This window comes from Streptomyces sp. NPDC002680 (assembly GCF_042889145.1).
In the GTDB taxonomy this organism is placed as follows: Bacteria; Actinomycetota; Actinomycetes; order Streptomycetales; family Streptomycetaceae; genus Streptomyces; species Streptomyces adonidis.
In genome coordinates this window covers 80,079-100,520 of sequence record NZ_JBIAQP010000014.1, presented here as the reverse complement: position 1 = coordinate 100,520, position 20,442 = coordinate 80,079, and the positions used below count along the sequence as shown (strand labels likewise).

The 20,442-nt window shown below is 66.0% G+C and carries 23 protein-coding genes and 2 pseudogenes; 8 read left to right on the top strand and 17 right to left on the bottom strand.

Features of this window, described 5'->3' with window-relative positions:
* Positions 1-494: 494 nt before the first annotated feature.
* Complete coding sequence (locus ACFYXF_RS33100; protein ID WP_389355237.1) at positions 495-932, top strand: hypothetical protein; 438 nt, start codon at positions 495-497, stop codon at positions 930-932.
* Positions 933-936: 4 nt separating this feature from the next.
* Here the strand turns inward: ACFYXF_RS33100 and ACFYXF_RS33095 are convergent, their stop codons facing one another.
* The 5 genes from ACFYXF_RS33095 to ACFYXF_RS33075 all read right to left on the bottom strand — a co-directional run bounded on the left by ACFYXF_RS33095 (position 937) and on the right by ACFYXF_RS33075 (position 3,534).
* A complete protein-coding gene (locus tag ACFYXF_RS33095) occupies positions 937-1,110 on the bottom strand; it encodes a hypothetical protein (RefSeq protein ID WP_389355235.1) in 174 nt (57 codons plus the stop codon).
* 115 nt (positions 1,111-1,225) lie between these two features.
* Positions 1,226-1,780: a hypothetical protein gene (locus tag ACFYXF_RS33090; RefSeq protein ID WP_389355234.1), complete on the bottom strand. Its 555-nt coding sequence runs from the start codon at positions 1,778-1,780 to the stop codon at positions 1,226-1,228.
* Positions 1,781-1,831: 51 nt separating this feature from the next.
* The gene (locus ACFYXF_RS33085; RefSeq protein WP_389355232.1) at positions 1,832-2,374 is read right to left on the bottom strand and encodes a hypothetical protein; all 543 of its coding nucleotides are present in this window, start codon (positions 2,372-2,374) and stop codon (positions 1,832-1,834) included.
* A 5-nt stretch (positions 2,375-2,379) separates the two neighbouring features.
* The gene (locus ACFYXF_RS33080; RefSeq protein WP_389355230.1) at positions 2,380-2,916 is read right to left on the bottom strand and encodes a hypothetical protein; all 537 of its coding nucleotides are present in this window, start codon (positions 2,914-2,916) and stop codon (positions 2,380-2,382) included.
* Positions 2,917-3,054: 138 nt separating this feature from the next.
* On the bottom strand, positions 3,055-3,534 hold the full coding sequence (locus ACFYXF_RS33075; RefSeq protein WP_389355228.1) for a hypothetical protein: 480 nt from the start codon (positions 3,532-3,534) through the stop codon (positions 3,055-3,057).
* A gap of 593 nt (positions 3,535-4,127) precedes the next feature.
* On the opposite strand from ACFYXF_RS33075, the gene ACFYXF_RS33070 reads away from it, so the two are divergent.
* The 4 genes from ACFYXF_RS33070 (at position 4,128) to ACFYXF_RS33055 (ending at position 6,655) form a co-directional block, all read left to right on the top strand.
* Complete coding sequence (locus ACFYXF_RS33070) at positions 4,128-4,466, top strand: hypothetical protein (protein WP_389355227.1); 339 nt, start codon at positions 4,128-4,130, stop codon at positions 4,464-4,466.
* On the top strand, positions 4,456-5,463 hold the full coding sequence (locus tag ACFYXF_RS33065; RefSeq protein ID WP_389355225.1) for a hypothetical protein: 1,008 nt from the start codon (positions 4,456-4,458) through the stop codon (positions 5,461-5,463). Before ACFYXF_RS33070 ends, ACFYXF_RS33065 begins: the two co-directional genes overlap by 11 nt.
* Before the next feature lie 209 nt (positions 5,464-5,672).
* The gene (locus tag ACFYXF_RS33060) at positions 5,673-5,894 is read left to right on the top strand and encodes a hypothetical protein (protein ID WP_389355223.1); all 222 of its coding nucleotides are present in this window, start codon (positions 5,673-5,675) and stop codon (positions 5,892-5,894) included.
* A gap of 8 nt (positions 5,895-5,902) precedes the next feature.
* On the top strand, positions 5,903-6,655 hold the full coding sequence (locus ACFYXF_RS33055) for an endonuclease/exonuclease/phosphatase family protein (RefSeq protein WP_389355222.1): 753 nt from the start codon (positions 5,903-5,905) through the stop codon (positions 6,653-6,655).
* A 112-nt stretch (positions 6,656-6,767) separates the two neighbouring features.
* Here ACFYXF_RS33055 and ACFYXF_RS33050 read toward each other — a convergent pair whose 3' ends face one another.
* Positions 6,768-7,175 carry a hypothetical protein gene (locus ACFYXF_RS33050; protein WP_389355220.1) on the bottom strand — a complete coding sequence of 136 codons (408 nt, stop codon included), beginning with the start codon at positions 7,173-7,175 and terminating at the stop codon, positions 6,768-6,770.
* A 159-nt stretch (positions 7,176-7,334) separates the two neighbouring features.
* Positions 7,335-7,892 (bottom strand): hypothetical protein, encoded by a 558-nt coding sequence (locus tag ACFYXF_RS33045; protein WP_389355218.1) that lies wholly within the window; start codon positions 7,890-7,892, stop codon positions 7,335-7,337.
* Positions 7,893-8,022: 130 nt separating this feature from the next.
* Here ACFYXF_RS33045 and ACFYXF_RS33040 point away from each other — a divergent pair.
* A pseudogene (locus ACFYXF_RS33040) lies at positions 8,023-8,791 on the top strand (IS5 family transposase).
* Positions 8,792-9,048: 257 nt separating this feature from the next.
* Here ACFYXF_RS33040 and ACFYXF_RS33035 read toward each other — a convergent pair.
* Positions 9,049-11,664, bottom strand: a complete 2,616-nt coding sequence (locus tag ACFYXF_RS33035) for a DEAD/DEAH box helicase (RefSeq protein ID WP_389355217.1) — start codon at positions 11,662-11,664, stop codon at positions 9,049-9,051.
* A gap of 299 nt (positions 11,665-11,963) precedes the next feature.
* Between ACFYXF_RS33035 and ACFYXF_RS33030 the strand changes: the two genes are divergently transcribed.
* Entirely contained in the window at positions 11,964-13,073 is a 1,110-nt protein-coding gene (locus tag ACFYXF_RS33030; RefSeq protein ID WP_389355215.1) for an ImmA/IrrE family metallo-endopeptidase, read from the top strand.
* Between the two features lie 9 nt (positions 13,074-13,082).
* Positions 13,083-14,234, top strand: coding sequence for a hypothetical protein (locus ACFYXF_RS33025; protein WP_389355213.1), 1,152 nt, complete (start codon positions 13,083-13,085; stop codon positions 14,232-14,234).
* Positions 14,235-14,269: 35 nt separating this feature from the next.
* Here the strand turns inward: ACFYXF_RS33025 and ACFYXF_RS33020 are convergent, their stop codons facing one another.
* The 9 genes and pseudogenes from ACFYXF_RS33020 to lepB (ACFYXF_RS32980) form a co-directional block, all read right to left on the bottom strand.
* Entirely contained in the window at positions 14,270-14,875 is a 606-nt protein-coding gene (locus tag ACFYXF_RS33020) for a hypothetical protein (protein WP_389355212.1), read from the bottom strand.
* 485 nt (positions 14,876-15,360) lie between these two features.
* Positions 15,361-15,558 (bottom strand): annotated as a pseudogene (locus ACFYXF_RS33015) (magnesium chelatase domain-containing protein); the annotation flags it as partial.
* Complete coding sequence (locus ACFYXF_RS33010; protein ID WP_389355210.1) at positions 15,558-15,953, bottom strand: YraN family protein; 396 nt, start codon at positions 15,951-15,953, stop codon at positions 15,558-15,560. The gene ACFYXF_RS33010 and the pseudogene ACFYXF_RS33015, both read right to left, overlap by 1 nt.
* A gap of 107 nt (positions 15,954-16,060) precedes the next feature.
* Positions 16,061-16,369 (bottom strand): DUF2469 domain-containing protein, encoded by a 309-nt coding sequence (locus ACFYXF_RS33005; RefSeq protein ID WP_003965949.1) that lies wholly within the window; start codon positions 16,367-16,369, stop codon positions 16,061-16,063.
* A 55-nt stretch (positions 16,370-16,424) separates the two neighbouring features.
* Positions 16,425-16,955, bottom strand: a complete 531-nt coding sequence (locus tag ACFYXF_RS33000; protein WP_389355208.1) for an NUDIX hydrolase — start codon at positions 16,953-16,955, stop codon at positions 16,425-16,427.
* Positions 16,945-17,694: a signal peptidase I gene (gene lepB / locus ACFYXF_RS32995; RefSeq protein WP_389355207.1), complete on the bottom strand. Its 750-nt coding sequence runs from the start codon at positions 17,692-17,694 to the stop codon at positions 16,945-16,947. The genes ACFYXF_RS33000 and lepB (ACFYXF_RS32995) overlap by 11 nt, the downstream gene beginning before the upstream one ends.
* Before the next feature lie 37 nt (positions 17,695-17,731).
* Positions 17,732-18,751 carry a signal peptidase I gene (gene lepB / locus ACFYXF_RS32990; protein ID WP_389355205.1) on the bottom strand — a complete coding sequence of 340 codons (1,020 nt, stop codon included), beginning with the start codon at positions 18,749-18,751 and terminating at the stop codon, positions 17,732-17,734.
* Complete coding sequence (gene lepB, locus ACFYXF_RS32985) at positions 18,642-19,724, bottom strand: signal peptidase I (RefSeq protein WP_389355203.1); 1,083 nt, start codon at positions 19,722-19,724, stop codon at positions 18,642-18,644. The genes lepB (ACFYXF_RS32990) and lepB (ACFYXF_RS32985) overlap by 110 nt, the downstream gene beginning before the upstream one ends.
* Entirely contained in the window at positions 19,717-20,433 is a 717-nt protein-coding gene (gene lepB, locus ACFYXF_RS32980) for a signal peptidase I (protein ID WP_369035491.1), read from the bottom strand. The genes lepB (ACFYXF_RS32985) and lepB (ACFYXF_RS32980) overlap by 8 nt, the downstream gene beginning before the upstream one ends.
* Between the last annotated feature and the right edge of the window lie 9 nt (positions 20,434-20,442).

The window sequence follows — 20,442 nt, the reverse complement described above, 5'->3', positions numbered from 1 at the left end:
CGTCGGCAGCGGTGGATGACCGTCAAGAGGCGCCGCTCGAAGGGTTGTTGATGTCTACCCACGGGTATCGCCTCGATGTCGGGCTTCCATGGAGGGGCGTAAGCGCCGGGAGCCCAACCACTGCCTGCGAAGAGCAACTGGTCGGGGAAGCCGCAGTTTGTTGGATTCAGTTGCCGGGCGTGACCAAGAAATCCAGGCATGTGCAGACGTGCCGGGATCTTGGCACGCCTGATGCCCGGGTCTCGGAGAGAGGGACCCTCGGCGGTGGAAACCTTCAACGCGGCTCTTGGTGCAGCCGCTGCTGTCCTCATGCTCGGAAGCGAGATCCTCCGGTTCCTCCGTGAGCGCCGGGATCGGCGTAGGCCCGAGGAGGTCGACGAGGAGAGCTGACTCTGAGCCGGCCGTCTGGCGCTCCGGGAAAGGGCGTCAGGCGGCCAGGTACTTACGGGCGTCGACATGGGAATGCTCTAGCCCGCAGGAGTAGGGGGGCGAGCATGGTCGCGACCGTGACGGCTATCGGTGGTCTCCTGGGGCTCATAGTGTCGCTGGTGTTTCTGGCTCTACAGACCCGAGCGGTATCCCAACAGGTTCTGTTCAGCAACAACCTGGCTGGTACCCGGGTTCTCGACCCGACGATCGCGGGGCTTCGCGAGGTGCATCTCAAGATGTTGGAGTACCCGGGAATGCGCTCGCACTTCTACGAGGGCGCCCCTGTGCCGACGAGTGATCCGGACAGGGAGCGCGTCACGACGTTCGCGGAGATGATGGCGGGCGTGCTCGGTGAGGGGCTCCAGGCGCTTGAGCGCATTCCAGAGAGTGACAACGATGAATGGGTCTCGTACTGCCGTTTCGTGCTCGATAAGAGTCCGGCTGTACTGGCCTTGGTCGAGGCTCACCCGGACTGGTGGCCTCATCTGTCCGCGCTGCGCTAAGCGTTCAGGCCACAGGCGTCAGTACGCGTCCGGCCTTGGTCCTCGTGGCCATCTCGGCCCTCGCGACATCGAGATGGCGGAAGACCTTCCGGCCCCGGTGGTCGAGCCCGGTGACCTCCAGGTGGCCTCGGCGGACCCAGGAGTAGACGGTCTGGACGTCCACGGCCACGAAGAGCACGAAAAGGCCCCGTGCTCCTGGGGAGTCGGGGCCTGCACGCGGACGCACTGGTGGTACTGCTTTCGACTATGCGGTCTGGTGTTTCAAAACGCAATCACATCGCTGGCCGTGAGTTTCAGCGGCGGCGACGTCTGTCCCGTCGGGCGTACGCGGCATCGTTGCGTCGCACCTTCTCGCGGATCGCTTCGAGTCCGAGTGCTGGGATCGCATCTCCCCTAAGTCGGGAGGCAAGCATGTCGATTGCGTTGGAGGAGCATGCCTTAATCCAAGCGACCTGCTCCGGACGGTGCTGCCCTGCTAGCTCGAATCGCCGCGCACAGTACAGAGCCTTTATGAGCCGCTCGCGGATCACGGACGCGTTGGGAATCAGCAGGATTGCCACCTCGGCGTTGTCCAGATGGCGGATCGCGATCAGTCGCCACGGCTGATGTTCGGCGGAGACGTCCCCCATAACTGTGCACGCGATCAGGTGCTGACGGAGCTGGGCCAGCTCCAAGAGGGCCTTCTCGCCTGCGGCGTACCCCCGGGCGTTCTGGCGTTCCCGCACCACGATGTCAGCCTGGTACCGCTGCTGAAGCCATCCACCGAGGAGGGCTCCACCCGCGCCCACCACGGCACCGCCGAAACCGATCAACCCAGCCAGCGTCTCTGCCTGCATGGCGATCATCATGCCGACGGGGCTAACCCCGTGGGGCTGGTCCCGGCAACTGCTGTGCAGCGGCTACAGATCCCGCTGGGCTTCGCGTGCTGTGCTCTCACGTCTTTCGCGAAGCGTGGGTGTGGGCAGCGCCTCATCGCCACGCATGTACGCCGAGAGGAGAGCGATGGAGTGACCAGTGTCGAACTCGCTCTTGTACGGCTCATGCTCTGTTTCGTAGGCATCCTCGGAGAAGGACTTACGAGTGACGCTCAGGGCGTCTTGCAGACGCTCCCTCAGTGCATCCGCGCCAGGGATCAGCGCGGCGTTCAACTCGGCGTCGTCGGCCATGGTGTGCGCGGTCTTCGCCCACTGATTCTGCTCGTCCGAAGACATGCCCACCTTCCACGTCAGGGCGTGCCGCCTCAGCCCGTACAGCTCCGTGAGCGCCTTTTCTGCCACTTCCCTGCCCCGGGACTCCACCTCGCTCGCTCTGGCCTCCGCCCGTTCGTCTCGCGTCGTTCGGGCCTGGTGTCGTTGCTGGATAAGGCCACCCAACAACGTGCCGCCGACGCCCACAACAGTGCCGCCAAGTCCGACTAGTCCCGCCAACGTCTCTGCTTCCATGCGCTTCAGCTCTCGCTCGCCCAGCTCCAGTACGCGCTGATGTTGCTCTCTGCTTGCACGAAGGCCGCATTGGGCTCAGGTATCTTCTCGCCGCGCCGGTGGGTCGCGATGCAGTCGATCGCGTGCTTGAGCACGGCCAGGATGATCGGTGAAGCTGCGTCGTACTCGTCGCGATTCGGTTGGTCGAAGACGGTGTAGTGCCACTCCTCCAGGATGCTCACTGTCTTCGCGAGGCGCTCCCGGAGAGCCTTGTCGTGAAAGAGGGGCGAGGTCAGCTTCAGTGAGTCGAGCTGATCGGCTACGGCCTCGTCCCATGCCACGTCCGCTACGGGTTCTTTCCGGAACTGGCGCAGGAGCGCCATCAAGGACCGACCGCATTCCTTCGTGGCGTAGTCGAGTTGGGCTTCCTTGAGCTGCTTATCCACCTGATAGCGGATGCCGAAGAAGGCAACGGTCGCACCCAGGAGCGTCCCTATGACCCCGAAAACGGCGCCGAAGCTGTCCTTGTCCAAGCCCCACAGGGCGAGCGTTTGGTGATCCACTGCCACATCATGCCGACGGGACCAACCCTCATGGGGCTGATCCCGTCAACTGCCGCTGTGGTTCAGGTGCTTATGGAGCCACCGGCACGTTCCGCGCCTGAGCCCTGACGAGATCCTCGTAGTCCCGCTCGTCGAGCTTCACCGAGGAGCAGTTGAGGCACTCCGCCGCCCACCCGCTGTGGTCCCCCAGACGAGGGACAGCATCCGGCACGAGGGGCACATGACACCGGGCAGAGGAACCCGTCGCGGCTCGGTCCTGGTGATGCTCTGGACGGTCTTGAGCAACTCCCGGATCTCCGCCTCGAAGTCGACGACCCACTCCTGCTCGCAGATCCAGCCGAGGTGAGCCGTCAGCCGGGCCGTCATGGCCACCACGTGGCACCTGACGGGCTTCAGACTCCGTTCGTCGGTCACGGCCTCGCACCAACTCGCGAGGACCTCGAGGAAGGGCACGGGGCCCGTCTGGTCCTCGCCCGCTACGACGTTCTGACGGGCCGCCAGGCCCAGGAGGTTGAGGACGTCCTCACGGCCCAGTAGAGAGGCGTGCAGAGCCAGGGGTGGTTGACGGTTCAGTTGTATGTGGCTGCGGAGGGGACAGTGTCCCCGGGCCTCACTCATAGCCCATGGGGACGATCGTTCGACTGAAGCCCCATGGAGCCCTCCGCCGTGAGGCGACCGCTCTCCGCACGCCACCAACCACCGCCCCGGCTGGCCTCCCCCGTCCAGCCGGGGCTTTCCCGTCTGCAGCCCGCACCCCCGGGCCACCGTCGTAGGCCGGGCGAGCGTCTCGTTCGGGCAGTGCTCCGGTCCATCGGCCAACGAGGCCGTGCCGGCCATGACGTACCGCTACTTGGCAGCAGGACGGTGTCTTCGCGCAGCTGACCAGGTTGCCGCGGGTGTTGCCTCTCCGCGGACCGGGCCGTACGGGTGCAATGCCGACGTGATCTGCGACTGCCGCGTCCATTGGCGGTGACGTGGAATGGAGGCGGTGGCAAAACCTGGAATATTTCGCCGCATAGGCAGTGAGCTGCGGGAACGCCGAAATCTGCGCGATTCCCGTGTGCGGCTAATGTTCCAGCTTTGTGAGTGATGTGCTCATGTGTGCTTCGCGCGCTAGATCCTTGTGATGCGTTCCCGGACTGCGCCGGTGGACGCCCGGGAGGACCTCTCCTCGGCCTGGACCACGTCAGATCCGCTTCCTGGAGGCATCGGTGACTGAGCGTTACAAGATGATCGTTATAGGAGTGTCTCTGGCGATCCTGGCCGGGGTGGCCGTGGTCCTCCTGGCAATGGGCCAGGCCGTAGCGGTGGTTGTCCCACTGATTCCCCCGTTCCTCCTGGGAGTTGAGCGGATTGCCCAGCTACTGAAGCCTTCTGCCCGTCGTGCAGGCCGCCCGACTGCGGTCCGGCCGGAGCCTGCTGTAGCTGAGACCCAATACGCGGAGAGCGGGCCGACCGGGACGGCGGACGGCACCAAGGCCTTCCCCTCCGTCCCCGACTCCACCGTCGCCGACGACGTGGGGCGCGGCAGGGAGCGGCATGAACGCTGACGTTCCACCGGAAGACGACTCCGAGGGCAGGGCGGCGGCCGGGCCCAGTGGGGTGCCGGGGCAGCCGGAAGGTGGCCCTGGCAGCGACTTTCCCATCTGGGACGGCCAGCGGTGGATCGATGCAGCAGCGAAAGGGGCGAAACGCGGCCCGCGGCCCGGTGAGATCGAACCGTGGGTCAAGGAAGCGCACCGGGCATGGCTTGAGCCGCTGAACTGTGCCTACCGTGCCAGCGGTATGAGCCTGCAGGCGATCGTGGACATCTCCGAGATCACCCAGCCGACGCACCTGTCCTACCTCCTGCGCGGGAAGAGCCCCTATCCGCGATGGGAGCGTGTCCGGTCGATCGCCGAAGCTTTGAAGGATCACCTGGACCTGACCGAGGAAGAGCTTCGTCAGCTCTGGGTCAGCGGTGCTCGCGAGCGCGGCAGGAGTGAACGGTGGATCCACCAGAAACTGAGGGAACGGCGGCGGGCATGGCGGCTCGGAGGAAGCCTTGCGGTGGCCGTCGCCCTGGCAGGCTCGCTCTTGAGTCTGCTCAGCGCTTCCGGAGGTGGGGAAATGGCCCGAGGCCCGGTGGGCACGCCGCGCGCCGTACCGTCATTGTCGGCTCGCCCTGTGGCTCCGGCGCCGCCCTACGACGCGGGTGATCCGCAGGCCTCTCCGCGGCTTCCCCGCTACATTCCGGCGGACAACCGTACGGCTGTGCTCACGGTCGCCTTCAAGCGCGACACGGATGTGCTCACGCCCAGGGACTCGGTGGGCCTGACAGCAGATGTGCTCACGCCCAGGGATTCGTTGGACATGTCACCGGTAGGCACTCTCCGCCGACGTACCCCGGTTGGTGTCGAGTGCGCGACAGCTGACCGAGACGGCACCGAGTATCTGAAGATCGCCAACGAGGCCAGGAACTATTACGTCCCGGAAAACGGATTCCGGATCACCGTGACGCTTGAGGGCCTTGAGGACTGCTATCCGCTCCTCCCGTCCGGCAAGTGAGGTGAAGGCCTCGGGGAAGGGCGCAGGCTGATGCCCCTCTTCGTCACATCAGCCCGAGCCCGCCCTCCGTCGTCGGGCACTTGGTGCCGCAATGGCGCGGGGGCGTCGGGGTTGGGCTAGATGGGGCAGGTCACCGGAATGGCTCTTGTTCCGTCCAAGAGCGGTCTTGGAGGCTCGTAAGGCCCCGCCCCCCGTGTTGAGGAGGATCCGTGCCGTCCGAAGCCGACATTCTGGCCCCGCCGCAACGGGTGACCGAACGCATCGACCGCTGGGAGACGTTCCTTGACGGGGTGGTGCCGACGAAGAAGGATGGCGTCGGCGCCAACCTCCTGATCGCGACGTGGAACCTGCGCGCCTTCTCCGACCTGACCAAGCCTGGACCGCACCGGACGGCGCCTCGCCGAAGCGGAACTTCACCGACGTCCACCTGATCGCGTCGGTGATCCGCCGCTTCGACGTGGTCGCGGTGCAGGAGACGCGCGGGAACCTGCGGGCCCTGCGCCACCTGCTCAAAGTCCTCGGGGACGACTGGGCGTTCATCCTCACCGACGTCACCCTGGGTAAGGCGGGCAACGGGGAGCGGCTGGCGTTCTTGTTCGACACCCGGCGGGTGAAGCCGTCCGGCCTGGCCTGCGAGCTGGTCGTCCCCCTCGAACAGGACGCGGGCGTGAGTGCCGGGGAGCTGGAGCGGCAGTTCGCCCGTACCCCGTACGCCGTCAGTTTCCTTTCCCAGGGCCAGACCTTCACCCTGGTCACCCTGCACGTCCTGTTCGGGGAGAACGCCGCCGACCGGGTCCCGGAACTGAAGGCGATCGCGAAGTGGCTGGCCACGTGGGCGGAGCGGGAGTTTGGCTGGGACCACAACCTCATCGCGCTGGGCGACTTCAACATCGACCGCGCAGGCGACCCGCTGTTCGAGGCGTTCACCTCCACTGGCCTGGTCCCCGCCCCCCAGCTCGCCGGACTGGCGCGCACGATCTTCGACGACCCGGGCGCCGAGCACTTCTACGACCAGATCGCCTGGTTCACCAAGGGACAGAAACACCGCCCCGTGCTGACTCTGGAAGCCATCGCCGGCGGCCACATCAACTTCGTGCCCGACCTGAAGGGAGAACGCACCCTGACGGAGTTGTCCTGGCACATCTCCGACCACTACCCGCTCTGGATGGAGTTCGCGATCCCCGGACCGTGACCGGGACCTGTCCAACGCCGCGTCGACTGGCCCTTCCGGCATATGGCACCTTTGGGTGTGAGGGTGCTCGGCGGGGATCACGCCCGGCCCGTGGTGGCCACCTAAGCAGAACCTACGGCGTCCTCACCGCAGTCTTGGCGACATCCACGAAGCGCGTGAGGGCGTTCCAGAACGGCTCGTATGCGTCCTCGAAGCTCTGGGGCGCGCCTGCGGCCCCGTCAATGAGCTGTTTGAATGCCCGGAATGGCAGGTCTGTAGAGGCCTCGAAGGCCTCAGCAGCAGCGGCGACTTCGTCCGGGCCTTCCAGGTCGACGACTCGGACACAGCGCCGCAGAACGGCGTACTCGGCCTGCAGTGAGCGCCGAAGTTCCTCCAACGCATCGCTGCGTGCTGCGGCCGTAGTGATGCTGGCGGCCTCCGAGATCTTCCAGTACAGCGCGCCCATACGATGCGCCGACTCTATGACGTCGAGGAATGCAGCCCGTTGGGACTCCCGTCGCCCCTCGGCACGCTGAGACATGGCAGTGAGCCTTTTCCAACTTGTCGTTTCGGCTGCTCAGCGCCTCTCCTGCATCCGAGACTGGCGATCTGTCATCAGGAGAGCCTGAGCATTTCTGACGACCGCCGTGCATCCCCACTGGGACGATCCCGGCAGCGACGCACCGGTGCCACAGCCTTCTCAGTACGGCGCCATCACCAAGTCGCCGATCACCCGCAACCCGACTTGGGCTGCTAGCCACGGTGCACGTTCGGCCTCGACCTGCTTGACGTGGACGAAAACGGTGCAGTCGGCTGCAGGCTCCTCGAGGTCGAGGTCTCGGGCATGGACACACAGCGTGACGAATGCTCCGCGGGTACCCCCCACTCCCAGACCTACCTCGGGAGCCTCGGGCCAGGCGTTGAAGTCCCATCGCACCGTCGCTGGGCTGTCGCCAACCGCCTGGAGGAATGGCTTCACCGTCTCCGGTGCCTCAGCCCAGCCTCGCAGCCGGATGGGCAAGAAGACGGACGGATCATCCCCACGCTCCGACGAGCCGCTTCTCCCCCCTTCCGCCCACCACCCGGCATCCGGCAACACGGCCAGCACCGCCGAAAGCGAGCGAGTCGAGGAGATCCGCACATCGAAATCGACTTCAAGGCCTCCCAGGTCAGCGATTCCAAGCAACCTCTCGACGGTGCACAACCCCTCGGAGAGGTCCGCTGTTCTCAGGATGGGCTGCGCGTAGGAGTTGGACACGACAACCAGTGTGCCAGTGAACGGCATTGCCCAACCTGTGTGGCGAGCCCGCTGGTTGAGCTGACAGCCAGGCGAATCCCCTGGTAGATGAGTTTTCGACCAAGAGAAACGTGTCCACCAGAGGCTTCGCATGCTTGTCTACCCGGTCCGGCGCGGACGTCTCCAGCTCCACCCTCCGCTTCCTCGCCGAGCATCTGCGGGGGCACCGCCATGCGATCAGCTCCCGCTGGCGAAGGCTGAGCGCCGGCCGTCAGGCCCTCCTCGCGCTCGTCCACCTGCGCATGGGGCACACCTACTCCCAGCTCGCCGCCGGATTCGGCGTCGGGACCACGACCGCATACCGCTACGTCACCGAGGCCGTCGACCTCCTGGCCGCCCTCGCACCCACCTTGGCCGATGCCGTCCGCACCGCGTCGACGAAGGCGTTCGTCCTCCTGGACGGGACGCTGCTGCCGATCGACCGCATCGCCGCGGACCAGCCCTTCTACTCCGGCAAACACAAGAAACACGGCATGAACGTGCAAGTCCTCACCGATGCGTTCGGCCGGCTGCTGTGGGTCTCGCCGGCCCTGCCCGGAGCCGTCCACGACGTCCGCGCGGCCCGCGAACACGGCATCATCGACGCCCTTGCCCAGGCCGACGTCACCTGCTGGGCCGACAAGGGCTACCGGGGCGCCGGCGGCACGGTCCGCGTCCCGTACTGGGGACGCTGGAAGACGCTTTCCCCAGGACAGAAGGCGGTGAACCGCTCGCACGCCAAGATCCGCGCCCTCGTCGAGCAGGCTTTGGCATCCCTCAAGAGCTGGCGGCTCCTGCGTAAGCTCCGGTGCTCCACAACCCGGATCACCGCCCTCGTCCAGGCCGTCCTCGCCCTGCATCTGGCCAGATCAGACCGATGATGGAAAAGGCTCAATGACAGCGATGGCAACGAACGAGTACGAGGACTACTGCACTCACCGCCGGTATCTGCTGCCACTCGTTCACAAGCTCAGCGAGGCCGGACCAGAGGACGCCCGATCGCCACGCTGCGATGACCGTGGCGGTCGGGCGAATCCGCAGAGCTCGCCTAAACCTGTCGTCCAGTTCAGCAGCCAGCGCCTCCGCCATGAACGGTGCCTGATGCGGGACGACCCCCAATCTGCGGAATGCGTTGTAACTACTCTTCTGGCGTACGCCAGAGAGGACGCTGGCGGAGAGTGGGAAGCCACTGGGAAGGCAGTGCCTGGTGCTCCCGAAAGACGGCTGCGAGTGCAGTGACGGTCATCGTCTGAAGATCGCGGGCTCGTGCGTCCTGCCATGCACGTGTGAGCGTGTCGAAGAGTTCAAGCACCAGGGGCGGCTGCACCCAATAGACGTTCTCCTCGGCAACGTTGTAGGTGCTCTCGTGCACCTTCGGCTTCGGAGAAGCAAGGACGCAGATGGAGTCGCCGGGCGCCACGGCGCCCTCCGTCTTCTCTGTGGTTCGCCGGTGGCCGCCAGCTTGCCGTGCCTGTTCTGCGCCGATCTCGCCAGTGTTCTTAGCCTGGTTCTTTGCTTCCCAGATGACCCACCGGGCGCTGTCGAAGATCCACACGGCGTCCGGCTTGGCAGCCCTGCCGTCACGGGGATCTCCGTAGCTCTTGCTCGCGCCAGCGAGGCGCCCGAGGTGAACGAGGCCATCTTCGTACGGATCGGGATCTGTCTGCTGGAGGCCCGCCCTGGTCGCTAGAGCGGCTTGGAAGGCTTGGGGCCCCCACAAGTCTTTCGCGGCCAGGATGGAGTTCATAGCTGCCTCGTCGGTCGGGTCGAGTTCTTCGACCGCAGTTGCACTGGGGGCAGCAACGGGGGCGACGCGATCGAACCACGTCGTTCCAAGGCTGTTCCGCCGCGCCTCCCTGAAGTAGCTGTCCGCGGTCTGCTGGAACTGTGCCTCCCCGGTCGCCTCAGCCAGGCGGTGGGCCACGCAATATCCTAGATAGCTCCATAGCGAGCTGTATCGCTTCGGCGTTTGGGCGTTGCGAAGCTGATCAGTGACGTTCTTGATCGAGGTGAGTGCGAAGCGGTGGTCTTTAGACCAGAGGGCGTTCGCAGCGGCGACCTCGCTGCGAACGGCTTGCTGGAGTGCTGCAGCGCCAGGCCCATCCTGCCGATCGTAGGTTTCCCGATTTCGGATGATGTCCTCTTCGACCTCGTCCCAGTCGGCGCCCTGCCTGTTGAAGATGCCGAGGTTCCCCCACACATCGTCCGAGGTCTGGTCAAGGGAGGCGTCGACGCCGACCTCCAGTTCAGCGTGGATCTCAGGGTGCATTGATGCCTGGATGTCGCGGCGAACCAGATAGGACGTCAGGCCACGCCCGAGCACAACGACGGCAGCATGGTCCCGAAGATTGCGCGTCGCTCGGCCAGCGCCTTGCTGGATACGCGCACGAATGCGTTCCCGTAGCACTTCTTCGGCGCCAACGGAATCATGGAGAAATCTTTCCTGAAGGTCCCCATTGGCTGGCAGGCCGTCGAAGACAACCAACCGGCAGTCATCATCAGGGAGGTCAACGCCGTCGTAACGGTTCGTCAGAACCAACGCGGCCGCAGGTTGAGAGGTGAAGACCGAAAGGTCGTCCTCAACCTCCTTTGCGGTAAAGGTGCGGTAGTCCTCTGGGAGGTACCGCTCCCGGAAGTTGTCAGCCACCCGGGTTTCAGGGGTGAGCACAACCACCCGTCCGGCTTGCTCAATGACTCGTTGGACGAACGGTGCGACTCCCTTCGTGTCGGAGGTCAGGTCCCGGGCAAGTTCCGGGAAGACAAAGAACCTCCGTCCCGTACCCTCTTTGTCCCAACCTGCAGGGACGGGGATGCGGTGGATCTTAGGCCGCCCGAAGGCTCGCTCCAGCTCTCCGCCGGCGCCCAACGTGGCACTCATGTAGATGCGCTGCTTGGGGCTGTTGAAGGCATTGTGCTGAAAGGTAGGGGCGATCAGCGGGCGGATGAGGATCTCGCGGTATGACACGTACGCCAGGCAGTCCGCTACGTGGGTCTCAAGGAACTTCCACACGTACACGGCGTCGTCGCTGACCTTGTTTTGGGCAACAGCTTCCCGGATGACCGATTCCACATGGCCGGCATGGGCGGCGACGGCCACGGGAGAGGCTAGGTAGATCCCAGTGAGGTATTGGGCTCCTGGGTTCTCGGACCGCAGATGTGGCAACAGGAGAGGGTCCAGTGCGGGGCTCAGAGCAGCAAGCAAGTCCTTGTAGGCGCTCTCGTGCAAGCGACGGTTGATCCTCAGGCTCCAGGGCTTGGAAACGTACCCGTCGGCCGCATGCGCATCGTCAAGAATCAGTACATCGGCTGTGTCGATCCTCGGCCGCGAGTTGAACACGTGGCTGTAAGTACTGACGGCAACGGATCCCGCAGCCTGGTAGCGCGCCAGATCGGCCTGGTCCCAGTCCTTCGACCGTCCGATGAGAAGCGAAGGCGGGATTCCGTAGTCATCCAACTTCTGTGCCGTCTGCACGGCCAACTGCCGTGTGGGACACAGATAGGCGACGCGGGACCCTTCAGCCCTGCGCAGATACTCGGCGATCAGTCCACCGACGAGAGTCTTGCCCGCCCCAGTCGGCAACTCGAGCGCAACATCACCCTTGTCACGGAACTGCCCGTGCCAGTGCTCCATGACCTTCGACTGGTGCCCCCAGACCGAGTCAGGCCCCCGGTTCCCTCGGGCCAGCAACCGGTACAACTGCTCCGGATCACTCGGAACTCCGACCGTGTCCGCCTGCCGTCGCTTGAATCCCATGATTCCCTCCCACCCCCTGCTCCTTACGGGAGAGCGAGCCCCCGCTTCACCGCGCCCAATTCTTAGCACTTCGCGCGGCTTGCGCACGGGGCTTGCAGATCCCTCTCCTGTCAGAGCACAACGGCCCGCTCGAGGCCGCCTCTCGGTGAACTTGGGCGACACCCGCCCGCTGGGCAAGCCCCCACCCACGATCTCCTCGCCCACTCCACCCGAGGGATTGATTACGGAATATTTTAGAGGACTACATCGAGGTATGATCCTGTGTATACTAGGCGAGTCGGAGGATGGGAGGGTAGACGATGAATGCTCGCGAGGGCCAGATCGCGGCGCCCGCCATGCTTGCGCTGGCTCGCGAGTCCCGCGGGATGACGCAAGCGGACCTCGCAGTCGCGATGTCTCGGCTTGACGGCGCCAATCGCGTCTCCCAGGGGTACGTAAGCCGCGCCGAAGCTGGCCGTTTGCAAGTAAAGGACGATCGCCTTGAGCTGTACGCGGAAGCTCTCGGATACACGTCTGAAATGCTATGCCGCACCACCGACATTCACGGTGTCGGCGTTGGCCTGGTCCACCACCGAAAGCGTGCCTCGATGGGAGCCACGAGCCTCCGCCGCATCCATGCCACTCTGGCTTTGACTCGGCTACAGGTTGAGTCACTCACGGCGCCGCTGGCTGACCTCGGGGACCACAACTTCCGGCACATCGAGGTTGACGACCTGGACACCCCCGAGGATGCGGCCACCGCATTGCGAGAAGCGTGGGGCATCAACCACGGGCCGATCGACGACCTGGTCTCAGCCATAGAGAGCGCTGGCGCCTCAGTGGTCGTCCGGGACCTGGAAACGGCAGATCTGGACGCCGTCAGCCAGTGGCCGGACGGTAGCCCACCACTTTTCCTGCTCAACTCGACCGCTCCCGGTGATCGTTTCCGCTTCAGCCTGGCGCACGAGCTAGGGCACGTCGTAATGCACACCGAACCCGGAGACGGGCGCCTCCAGGAACAGCAGGCCGACCGCTTTGCGGCCGAGTTCCTCATGCCGCACGACGCGATCTTCCCCGAGCTCAAGCCGGGCGTTGACTTGCAGCGGCTAGGGGGACTCAAGACCAGGTGGGGCGTTTCGATGGCCGCTCTCATCAGGCGGGCGCTCTCCCTCGGCGTCGTCAGCGAGTGGCAGTACCGCAACCTCATGGTCGAAATGTCAGCGCTCGGCTACCGAACCGTCGAACCCGTCACCGTTCAGCGCGAGACCCCGCGCTACATGACTCAGGTCGTAACCCGGCTTGAGCAACAGCACCACCTCGACCTGGCTCATGCGGCCCATCTGGCCGGCCTGGGTCACGAGGAGTTCCACGAGATCTACTTGTGCGCTTCCTCTTCGTCCGGGGCCGTTGTGACTCCGGCCCACCTGTGAGGTGACCTCTTGAGCAACCCGGCACCCTTCGGACAGCGCCCGCCTGCTCTGCGGGTACTCGATGCCAGCGTCCCTGCAACTCCGATCCTGGCCGGGCGGGTGCTGCTGCACGAGCACTCACGCTTCATCCCGCGCCAGCGCGAGGCAATCGACAGCGACCTCGGTGGCGTAGTGATGACTGGAGACAACGCCGAGACCCGGGCCTTCAAGCTCCGGACCGAGGCAGGCTTCACCGGCACCATGTTGATCGACAGCGCCCCGTACACAACCTACGCGGCGACCGAGGACGAACCCTTCCTCCTGCCCAAAGACCAGATGTTCGCGACCCTCGATGACACCCTCGGCTTCCAGAAGGCCGCAGGGGCAAGCGCCGCCCTGACACCAACGGGCTACATCGCCCCCGGAGCATCCAAGCCACTGAAAGCGGTGATCCGCGCAGCACAACGCATCGAGCGCGTTGACACGGTCGTGACCCTGCCTGTCGACGTCACATGGCTCGGCAACGAGCGCGTCGGCCAGCTCATCGCCGCCTGCAAGCGCATCAACCAGCCGAAGGCCTTGGTGCTGGTCGGCCAGTTCGATCCGCTGAAGTACGCCAAGGTCATCCCTGCAAACCTGCGCCGCGTGATCTCCGATGTCGAGGACATGATGATGCTACGGACTGACCTTGCAGCACTCGACGTGATGGTCCACGGCGCCCTCTGTGCCGGGATCGGCGTCTCGAGCTCCGTGCGACACAGCGTGCCTCCCGGCGAGCGAGCTGCAGTCAACGATCCAAAAGGCCCGGTGTACCCAAACGTTTTGATGCCGGAGCTCATGTGCTTCAAGGGCGCTAAGGGGCTCGCTAACCGCTACGCGAACACGGAGCCGACGACGTGCCTCTGCGAAGTCTGCAACGGACGTGGACTTGACCGCTTCTTCAGGACCGATGGCGAGACGCGTGTCGAAGCCGAGGACCACAACGTTCTCACCTGGAGCACGTGGGTCGGTGAAATGGCCGGCTACGAAGGCGGTCCAAAGCGGAAGTCCTGGTGGCAGGAAAAGTGCGCTGCTGCCATCAACCGCTACGCGCTCGAAAACCAGCGAATCGGGCTCTCAGCAAGGAGGGGCTTCCAGCCGCCACCTCCCCTGGAGGCATGGGCGACGCTGCCTGTGTCCTAGGGTGATCGCTCCGGCCCGTAGGTAGCAGAGACGTGTCACGCGGCCGCCGCGCTTCGCTCCAGCTGGGCGTACAGGTCTTCGAGGAACTTCCAGCCAGCTACGGTGTGACGGCGCTTCACGAAAGGCCGCGGCGGAACCAGAACGTCCAGCTCATCGCCCACCAGAACAAAAAGGCCGATGCCGTAGAAGTCCGCCTGCAGCATCGCGTCATCCTTGCGGCGCAGAGGGCGCTCGACAAGCACCGCACGCGCACAGAACGGGGTGAAGAGCTCCGCCTTCCCCATTGCCGATTCCCAGCCCCTGCCAGGCACGATAGCAAGATCAACACGCAAGGGCTGGACAGCTTGCCTGGTTACGGTTCGGTTGTTTTGGATGACCGCACCCTTTGGCGTTGCCTGGAGCGCGCGCTGCTCGGGCCCACTCAAAGCACTGACAGGCACAGCCTCACCCTCAGGCAGCCCCATGAGGAGATCCAACACGTCTGGTCGAGTCACCGGAGGCATACCTGCATCTGCACGCCTCTTGCACTCGACAGCGTCGCGTCGGTAGGCGACGACGGCTTGCACTCCGAAGGCGTTCACGGCCTGCAACTGTGACTCTTGCGGAATCAACGTGCCCGACGGGACCGACTTCGAGAGCACATCGACTGGTCCTCGCGCCGCAACCGCCATGACTCAATCCCGTCCTCACCCGAAACCCTGCCCCGCAAGGGGGCCCTGACCCACGCACCGGAAGCGCGTAACCGCCCTCAGGCACGACTGGACCCCGCCCTTCTCCTGGAAGCCCCCGCCTAGGCCATTCGGCAACATAGGCCCTAACTGAGCCAGCACGTGCAAGGACACGGAAAAATCACGCAACAGCCCTCGCCATCAGGCTAGTGCTGAGGGACTTTCACCAGACCAAGATCGTCACAACGACCCTAATGCGGCTGGGAGCAGCACCGCAATGCTCGGGCTAGATGGGTTGCCGACCCGCTTGCGACACGTCCGATCGTAAGGCATCCCATCGAGATTCACTCACACGTTCGATTACCTTAGTGGATCCCACCCCGGCTCCGGCCGACCACTCTCGCTCGAGCTACCCCTCCAATAAGCTCCGCGACACGCTTCCACGGCAACCCCCAGAAGGGTGACACGCCTGAACAGATGAACTTGACAGGGAAGACGACCGCCGCCCGGACCCTGTCCTTGCTCTCCGTCAGGCTCTTGTCGGGCAGTCCCACCAGGGTGAACGCGGCGACGCCGGGTTCGAGATCCGCCTGGACCTCGACGACCACGCCCTCGACACCCACCAGCGCCACCGAACACGTACGGGCGAATCCCATCACGCCACCCCCCGCGCGTGTTCCACCACGGGTGCGCCGCGCTCGGGCAGCAGAACGCCGACCAGGTCGATGCGGACGCCACCGGGCGGCGCGCCTCCGTGTTCCTGGACCCAGCGTTCGGCGAGGCCCCGCAGCCGCTCGGCCTTGACCGGGGTGACAGCTGCCATCGGGTGCTGGAAGGCACCCGCCGGTCCGGCCGCCCGGCGGGTCTTGACCTCGCAGACGACGAGCGCGTCGCCGTCCCTGGCCACGATGTCGATCTCGCCCGTGCGGCCGGCCCGCCAGTTGCGGTCCAGGACCGTCATCCCGGCCTCGGTCAGCCGCCGCGCGGCCAGTTCCTCGCCGTACCTGCCCAGTGCGCCGCGTCGTCCGTCGCGTGTGTTCACGTTGCTCATGTCGGCACCACCTCCGGCGCCAACAGTGAGGGCAGTTCAGCGAGCTATTGGATCTTGGTGGACAAGGTCGGCATTGTGGATAACTCCGCCACCCACATGAGTGACCGTCAGCCGCCCGGCAGCTCCAGATCGCTCTTGTTCAGCTCCTCGATGTTCACGTCCTTGAACGTGAGCACCCGTACCTGCTTCACGAACCGGGCCGGCCGGTACATGTCCCACACCCAGGCGTCCGCCATGGACACCTCGAAGAACACCTCGCCCTGGACCGAGTGCACCTGCATCTCGTAGTCGTTGGTGAGGTAGAAGCGCCGTTCGGTCTCGATCACGTATTTGAACAGACCGACGACATCGCGGTACTCCCGGTAGAGCTTCAGCTCCATCTCGGTCTCGTACTTTTCGAGGTCCTCGGCGCTCATGGCATGTTCCCCTTCAGCCGTGCGTCCCACCATTGTGCGCCAGCCACGCGAGCCTCTAGACGATTTCCGTGTCGAGGATCTCGGGACTGGCCGGGGGCCCTTCGTCGAGCAGCCTCCGCAGGAGCTCGGCGAGTCTGGTCGGATACACCGTCTCATGTGCCCGGGTCAGTTCCTGGCACGTCCACCAGCGCGCTCCGGCGACACTGCGCCGTTCCAGCTCCGTGAGCCCCGTCGCCCGGGTCTCCGTGCGCTCCGTACGGGCCAGGTAGTACCACTCGTCCTGGTCCCAGCGACGCCCCGCGAACGGGAAGGAGCATGTGCGCCGCCACAGCACCGGCCCGAGTTCGACATCGGCCGCGGTGATGCCGGTCTCCTCCGCGAGTTCCCGCAGCGCGGCCTCCTCGCGGGTCTCGTCGCCCTCCAGACCGCCGCCGGGTGTGAACCACCAGTCGTCGGCCGGATCGTCCGGCTCGTGCCCGTGCAGCAGCAGGATCCGGTCCCGTGGATCGAGCAGCACGACCCGGGACACCTTGCGCAGCCCGCCGACGTACGAGTCCTCGACACCGCCCACCGGCTCAGCGGGCACCGGCGGGCTCCGCCTCCGCGACAGGGCGCCGCCGCTTCGCCAGCAGCCCGGCGACCGGCCCGTAGGCGCCGCCGCCCAGGACGAGCACCCCGCCCACCACGATCGCGACGGTGAGCAGTCGCAGCGGCCCCGGCGAGGACAGGCCCCCCACGGTCTCGAAGCCCGTGGGGCGGGCCAGCATGCCGTTCATGGGCCACACCACGGCGTCGACACGGGCGGCCACCGAGCCGCGCGCCACCGTGCCGTTGAAGGCCTCCGTGAGGTGGGCCGTGGAGTCCAGCGAGCCGGTACGCTCGTCCCCGAGCACGAACAGCCGCCCCTTGGGGACCGTGATCGACGGGATGCCCATCAGCTCCGCGGACTGGCCCTTGGGGATGTAGGACTCCTGGATCTGCTTGCCGTTGACGACCAGCTTGCCGTCCGTGCAGCAGGAGACCGTGTCCCCGCCCACGGCCACGACCCGCTTGACCAGAGGTACGTCGCCCCAGCTCTCCTGGGTGAAGACCACGACGTCACCGCGCTTGATCTCACCGCCGTCGATCCGCTGGGCCAGCACCCGGTCACCGGCCACGATGGTGGGCGACATGGAGTCGGTCGGCACGGTGTACGGCCGGTAGAGGATCGCGCCCCAGACGAAGCCGCCGAGGAAGAGCACACAGCCGAGGGCCACGGCCAGTCCCGACAGCCTGCTGCCGAGCCGTCCGTGGCCCTCGTCCGTACGCGTTGTCGTGCCGGTCATCCCAGTGGTCCCCCAGATCGGTGCCTGGGACGGCACCCTACCCGGCGGTACCCGACCCGGGAACACCGGAGTTTCCGGCGGTAACGGGAGGAGTCGTACGACCGACCACGCGGCGCCTGCGCCACAGCACCAGCGGGACCGCGCCCGCAAGGCCGAGGGCGCCCGGGGCGGCGGCGCTCAGGTTCTGGTCGAACGTGTCGGGAATCGGCAGCGTGTCCCAGCGGGTGGGCGGCCAGGCGACGACGATCGCGCGGCCGACGACGTTGTCCACGGGGACGAAGCCCGCGTTCTTGTCCTCCTGGTGGTACCGGGAGTCCAGCGAGTTCTGCCGGTGGTCACCCATGACCCAGATTTTGCCCGTGGGTACCGTGACCTTGAACTGGCCGCCCTGGTCGTCGACGCTGCACGGGGTGTTGCCCGCGTAGACGTACGGCTCGTCGAGCGCCTTGCCGTTGACCTTCAGCGGGCCCGTGCCGTTGCACTCGACGGTGTCGCCGCCGACGCCGATCACGCGCTTGATGAGGTCCTTCTCGTTGGCGGACGGCATCAGGCCGATCCAGCCGAGGACCCGCTGCACGGGGTTCGGTTCGACGGTCGGTTCGCCGGCCAGCCAGTCGGCGGGGTCGTGGAAGACGACGACCTCACCGCGCTCGGGCTCGGAGCCGAACCACGGGGTCAGCTTGTCGACCAGGACCCGGTCGCCCTGCTCCAGCGTGTGCTGCATGGAGTCCGAGGGGATGGAGAACGCCTGGACCAGGAAGGTCTTGATCAGCAGCGCGAGCACCAGCGCGATACCGATGAGCAGCGGCAACTCCTTCCAGAAGGAGCGCTGCTTCCTGGGCTTGTGGCCGGGCTCGCCGAGGTCCTCCGCCGTGTCGTCCCCGGAGTCCCCGGCACCGGTCCCTGAGGACCCTGAGCCACTCCCGGAGAGCCCTGGGGCCCGGGGGTCACTCTCGGCGGGGCCGGCGTCCTCTGCGGCCGGTGGAACCGGCTCCGCGGGGCGCTGTTCCTCGGGACCGTCCTGTCCGGACCGTGCGCCGACCGCCAAATCCCCCACATCCACTCCTCACTCCGTGCCGCCGCCCGCGCCGGATGCGACGCAGGCCCACCACTCCCATAACGAGCGGGAGTTCCGCAGGGGTCGGGAGCGGGATCGATCCGTACCGATCCGCGGAAGCCACCCTATGCGACTGGCCGAGGGCGGTGGCCGACCCGCCCGGCACCGAGGAGAACGTGTCCGGCTCCTCCAGACGGGTCCAGTGGCCGAACGGCCAGGCGATGACCATGGCCCGGCCCACGACGGAGTTCAGGGAGACCGTGCCGCTGTACGCCTCGGTGCGGTGGTAGCGGGAGTCGGCGGAGTTGGACCGGTGGTCGCCCATCACCCACAGGCGCCCCTCGGGGACCTTCACCTCGAAGGCGAACGACGACGGCTTGTTGCCGGGGTGGATGTAGGTCGTCTCTTCGAGCGGCATGCCGTTGACGGTTACGCGGCCCTGGGAGTCACAGCACTTGACGGTGTCGCCGCCGACCGCGACGACCCGCTTGATGAGGTCCTTCTCGTTGTCCGAGGGCAGCAGGCCGATGAAGGTGAGCGCCTGCTTGACCTGCTTGACGACGATGGGGTCCTCGCCCTTCTGGGCCGCCGGCTCGTCGTCGAGCCAGCCGCCGGGGTCCTTGAAGACGACGACGTCACCACGCTGGGGCTCGGAGCCGAACCAGGGGGTGAACTTGTCCACGAGGACGCGGTCGCCGATCTGGATCGTGTTCTCCATCGAGCCCGACGGGATCACGAACGCCTGCACGAGAAACGTCTTCAGCACCAGGGCTATCAGGACCGCGACCCCCACCAGGAGGGGTATCTCCTTGACGGCCGAACGCCGTCTGCGCCGCTTGACCTTGCGCTGGAGCTTGCGCCGCTCGGCCCGGCCGGGCCTCGCGGCGGCGCCGGCCGCCCGGCGGGAGCCGGTGGGCAGCAGCTGCTCGGCGGGGCTGGTCGGCACCCCGCGCGGCCTGCCGCGGTTACCCATGGACACCGTCCGCGTCAGGCACACGCGCGTAAGCGCCTGGTCGTTCCAGCCGGGTCCAGTGCTCGCTGGGCCAGGAGATCCAGTCGGCCCTGCCGATCACCCTGCCGACAGGGACCATGCCGCCCCCTGGTGAACCCAGGTGGTCCCGGGAGTCGCTGGAGTCGCTGCGGTGATCCCCCATGACGAAGAGTCTGCCCTCGGGCACCACTACGTCGAAGGACACCGTGGACGGGCTGTCACCGGGGTAAAGGAACGTCGACTCGTCGACCGACCGGCCGTTCACCTCGATCCTCCCCTCCTTGTCGCAGCAGACCACGTGGTCTCTCCCCACACCCACAACGCGCTTGATGTAGTCGGCGTGCCCGAAGTAGCCGGTTCCGTCGAACACGACGACGTCACCTCGCCGCGGCTCGGCACCAAAACGGTACGCCAACTTATTTACGAGAACGCGGTCCCCGATCCTCAATCCGCTCTCCATCGAACGGCTGGGAATTTCGAACGGCTGGATGACGAACCTGCTGAAGAGCAGCAGAAAAACCAGACAGACCAGCACGGTCAGGGTGATCCGCCCACCCGGGAGCCACTCGGCCGCCCGGGACACCAACGCGAAACGCGACCGGTCCTCCGGCCCCTCGGTGTCCGAGATCTCCTCGGATCGAACAGGGTGGGAGGAGCGGTCGCGCTCCGTCGGCTGTGCTTCGGTGTCCATCGGGGCAGG

Coding starts and splice junctions, on each gene's coding strand:
- ACFYXF_RS33100 (WP_389355237.1), top strand. CDS start 495: ATGGTCGCGACCGTGACGGCTATCGGTGGTCTCCTGGGGCTCATAGTG.
- ACFYXF_RS33090 (WP_389355234.1), bottom strand. CDS start 1,780: ATGATGATCGCCATGCAGGCAGAGACGCTGGCTGGGTTGATCGGTTTC.
- ACFYXF_RS33085 (WP_389355232.1), bottom strand. CDS start 2,374: ATGGAAGCAGAGACGTTGGCGGGACTAGTCGGACTTGGCGGCACTGTT.
- ACFYXF_RS33075 (WP_389355228.1), bottom strand. CDS start 3,534: ATGAGTGAGGCCCGGGGACACTGTCCCCTCCGCAGCCACATACAACTG.
- ACFYXF_RS33065 (WP_389355225.1), top strand. CDS start 4,456: ATGAACGCTGACGTTCCACCGGAAGACGACTCCGAGGGCAGGGCGGCG.
- ACFYXF_RS33050 (WP_389355220.1), bottom strand. CDS start 7,175: ATGTCTCAGCGTGCCGAGGGGCGACGGGAGTCCCAACGGGCTGCATTC.
- ACFYXF_RS33035 (WP_389355217.1), bottom strand. CDS start 11,664: ATGGGATTCAAGCGACGGCAGGCGGACACGGTCGGAGTTCCGAGTGAT.
- ACFYXF_RS33030 (WP_389355215.1), top strand. CDS start 11,964: ATGAATGCTCGCGAGGGCCAGATCGCGGCGCCCGCCATGCTTGCGCTG.
- ACFYXF_RS33010 (WP_389355210.1), bottom strand. CDS start 15,953: ATGAGCAACGTGAACACACGCGACGGACGACGCGGCGCACTGGGCAGG.
- ACFYXF_RS33005 (WP_003965949.1), bottom strand. CDS start 16,369: ATGAGCGCCGAGGACCTCGAAAAGTACGAGACCGAGATGGAGCTGAAG.
- lepB (WP_389355207.1), bottom strand. CDS start 17,694: ATGACCGGCACGACAACGCGTACGGACGAGGGCCACGGACGGCTCGGC.
- lepB (WP_389355203.1), bottom strand. CDS start 19,724: ATGGGTAACCGCGGCAGGCCGCGCGGGGTGCCGACCAGCCCCGCCGAG.
- lepB (WP_369035491.1), bottom strand. CDS start 20,433: ATGGACACCGAAGCACAGCCGACGGAGCGCGACCGCTCCTCCCACCCT.